Here is a 3,057-nt window from a genome sequence, read left to right as displayed (position 1 = left end):
AATTTATTCCCTTCATTTCTAAAAATTAGCCTTCCTGTCAATAGAAAATAACCACAATTTTAAAAAAGAGACCCTAATTTTCCCAAAAATCCTTTCTTTAGCTAAAAAGATATGGGTAAGTTTCAATCAAAAAGAAAATTCTTGACAAGAATTGAATGGATTGTTATCCTTTTCTTAAAGATATTTTAAAGGTTAAAAATTTTTCTTGCAAAATTTTATAAATGATGTTATACTTAAATTACGATGAAAATTTAGAAAATTATAATAATGATAAGGGGAGCTTAAGTCTAACCACCCTAAAAGGTTTTTATATAAGAAAAAAGGCAGGCTAGCTATTTTTATTCAAAAATGATTAGTGGTATAATGTCTTGGAGGGTAAAACTAGAGGTAGAATAGTGAGGAAAGATCTTTATCAAGAGCTATATGATTTGGAAGATAATTATTGGTGGCATGTGGGGAAAAGAGGAATTGTTAGATCCCTAATTATTAAATTGTTAAGTAGAAAAAAGGTTTTAGACTTAAAGGAAGACTTAAAAATTTTGGATGTAGGGTGTGGAGCTGGAAGGTGGTTAGAGGAATTAGAAAAAATTACCAAAGGAGAATCTTGGGGGATTGATAAAGAACCAGAAGCAATCAATTTTTGCAAGGAAAGAGGGCTTAAAAATCTCAAGATTGTTTCAGCTGAAAAGATTCCATTCCCCGATTGTTATTTTGATTTAATTACTTGTTTGGATCTTTTAGAACATATTGATAATGATAAAGAAGCATTAGCCGAGATATGCCGAGTTTTAAAGCCGTGTGGTTTTTTGATTATTTCAGTTCCTGCTTATAAAAGGCTTTTTTCCTATTGGGATGAAATGCTTCATCATAAAAGAAGATATGAAATTGAGGAAATTAAAAACCTATTAGAAAAAAATACTTTTAGGATTTTTAAGTTGACTTACTCTAATTTTTTTATCTTTTTGCCAAGTATTTTTGTGCGTCTCTTAAAATCAAAACAGAAGAAAACCAGAGAGATTTCTGACTTTATGCCAGTACCAAGTTTTGCAAACAAATTTTTGATTTTTTTATATAAAATTGAAGCCTTTTTGTTAACGAAAACAAATTTACCCTTTGGTTTATCAATTTTGGCTATTGTTCAAAAATGAAATTTCCAATTTTAAGGAGGATGATGATGAAAAGAGCAATCTTTAGTGTGGTAATGTTAGGGATTTGGGGAATGAGAACTTATGGGGCAGATTTGTATGTGCCATCGCAATATGCAACCATTCAGGCAGGAATAAATGCGGCAAATGATGGCGATACCGTCTGGGTAGCGGATGGGATATATACCGGCAGCGGGAATAAGGATTTAAGCTGGTCGGGAAAGCATATTACTGTCCGCTCAGAGAATGGCCCAGAGAATTGTATCATTGATTGTGAAAATAGTGGAAGGGGGTTTTATTTGGCTGATGGACAAACTAATAGCGACCTTATTTTAGGACTTACTATCAAAAATGGATATGTTGTTGGAGAAGAACCTGTTGGTTGTGGCGGCGGAATTTTCTGTTATGGTTCTTCCCCATCTGTTACAAACTGTATAATTTCAGGGAATCAAGCTAGTGTGGATGGTGGTGGAATTGCTTGTTATAATTATTCTTCTCCAGATATTACAAACTGCATAATTATAGGAAATCAAGCTTACCGTAATGGTGGAGGGGTCCGTTGTTGTAATTATTCTTCTCCAACCATTAAAAATTGTATTATAAGAGGGAATAGAACTATTTTTTATCCTTATAATAGTTATGGTGGCGGAATTGAATGTAATCATTCTTTTCCATCTATTACAAACTGCATAATTACAGAGAATTTCACTGCTGAGGATGGTGGAGGAATCCGCTGTTATGCTGGATCTTCACCCTCCATTACAAACTGTATAATAGCGTGGAATAATGCTGGCTGGGGTGGTGGAATTTCTTCCCTTGGGTCTTCTCCATCCATTGATTATAATAATCTATGGAGTAATGGTGGAGGAAATTATTATGAATGTTCTGCTGGACTACATGATATTTCAACAGACCCTCAATTTATAGGCAATGGAGACTTCCATCTTCAACCAACCTCCTATTGCATTGATGCAGGCTTAAATACAGCCCTGGGTATTCCAGAAAAAGACAAAGATGGTAATCCAAGAATAATGGATGGAAATGAAGATGGAATAGCAATTGTAGATATGGGCGCTTACGAGTTTCCAGGAGATTTTCTCCAAATAAAACAACTTTTTCCAAGTTCAGGTTATGTTGGATGTATTGTAACAATATCAGGCAATACCTCATCAACAGAAACCACAATTTCTATTGACTTCGGAACACATCTTGCAATTACAAGCACATTTTCTAATGAATATGGAAGCTTCTCAGCAACATTCATTGTAAATACCCAGCCATCCTGTACAAAGGTAATTACTGCAAGTGATGAATATGGAAATTTAGCTACCACTGTGTTTAAACTTACTGGCATCCCTCGCATCAGCCTAGAAAAGCAAGGGCCAGACCAAGCTCTAACCAAATCAACCATTACCTATACCTTAATTTATAAAAACACAGGAAACACAGAGCTTTCCGATGTCTTGCTTATAGATACCCTTCCCAATGGAGGAACAATAACCTTTGGTATTGGAAGCTTAAATATAGAGGAAGAAGGGTCAAGGACGCTTGAGTACTATATAACCGAGCTACCGGCAGAAACAATTACAAACAGAGCAATCATTGAAGGAAGGGCTTCTTCGCCTTGTTCAGAGGGAACAACATCTGCAATTGCTTCTTGTTCAACATATATAATGGGTCCAAGGATAGAGCTAGCAAAACTTGCCCCAATTGAGGTTTTGACCCAATCCACCATCACCTATACCCTAATCTACAAGAACATTGGGACAACCGAGCTTTCTGATGTCTTTCTTATAGATTACCTTCCTAGTGAAGAAGATATATCTTTTGATATTGGAAGCCTAAATCCAGGGGAAGAAGGCTCAATAACGATTGATTATTACATAACAGAACCAGCCTCATCCACTATTAT

General features: G+C 35.3%; 2 protein-coding genes. Both read left to right on the top strand.

Features of this window, described 5'->3' with window-relative positions; genetic code table 11:
- The first annotated feature begins 428 nt into the window (after positions 1 to 428).
- Positions 429 to 1,148 carry a class I SAM-dependent methyltransferase gene (locus AB1630_11680; protein ID MEW6104452.1) on the top strand — a complete coding sequence of 240 codons (720 nt, stop codon included), beginning with the start codon at positions 429 to 431 and terminating at the stop codon, positions 1,146 to 1,148.
- Positions 1,145 to 3,057: choice-of-anchor Q domain-containing protein (locus tag AB1630_11675; GenBank protein MEW6104451.1), on the top strand; the 1,913-nt coding region annotated here is incomplete at its 3' end. The genes AB1630_11680 and AB1630_11675, both read left to right, overlap by 4 nt.

The organism is bacterium, assembly GCA_040753555.1.
GTDB lineage: Bacteria > UBA9089 > UBA9088 > UBA9088 > UBA9088 > JBFLYE01.
The sequence above is the reverse complement of the archived record's forward strand: the minus strand, read 5'-3'. Positions and strand labels throughout refer to the sequence as shown.